The 606-nt window shown below is 35.6% G+C and carries 1 protein-coding gene; it reads left to right on the forward strand.

All coding sequences use genetic code 11. The annotated features are described in order from the left end of the window. A partial coding sequence (locus K6V48_RS11720; RefSeq protein ID WP_222369865.1) for a transposase occupies positions 1-606 on the forward strand: 606 nt, incomplete at both ends.

A 606-nucleotide genomic window follows, 5' to 3' on the forward strand; every position in this document is an offset into this window, starting at 1 on the left:
AAGAAAATGATTTTGCTCATGCCATTGTGCAGTTTGTTGACTCTATTCCCGATGAAGTCTTTCTTCCTTATTATCAATCTATGGGTAGACCCCAATATCATCCTCGTATGCTACTTTCCATTATTCTTTGTGCCTATATTCAAGGGGTTTATTCGGGCCGCCAAATACAAAATATGCTGATAGATAGTATTCGGATGCGCTACTTATCTCAAGAGCAATTCCCTAACTTTCGTACTATTAATCGTTTTCGCGTTCATCCGATTATGAACGATATTCTAGATCATTCATTTGTTCAATTTCGTGAGCTACTGGTTCAAAGTGGCTTAATCAGTGGCAGTGCTCTATACATTGATGGTACAAAAATTGAAGCGGATGCGAATAAATACTCTTTCGTTTGGAAAAAAAGTATTTTAAAGTATAAGGATAGCCTTGATCAAAAAGCCCTTGAAAACTACCAACAAATGGTGGAAACAAAAATCTTACCTGAGTTAATAGATGATTTAAAGGATGAACTTTCTATAGAAGAGATTGAAAGGATTCGTCAATCTTTGGAAGAAAAGGAAAATCAATTAATTGAAGCGATTGACCAAACCGAAACAGTAGAAG

The sequence above is a fragment of the Streptococcus suis genome (genome assembly GCF_019794555.1).
Taxonomy (GTDB): domain Bacteria; phylum Bacillota; class Bacilli; order Lactobacillales; family Streptococcaceae; genus Streptococcus; species Streptococcus suis_AB.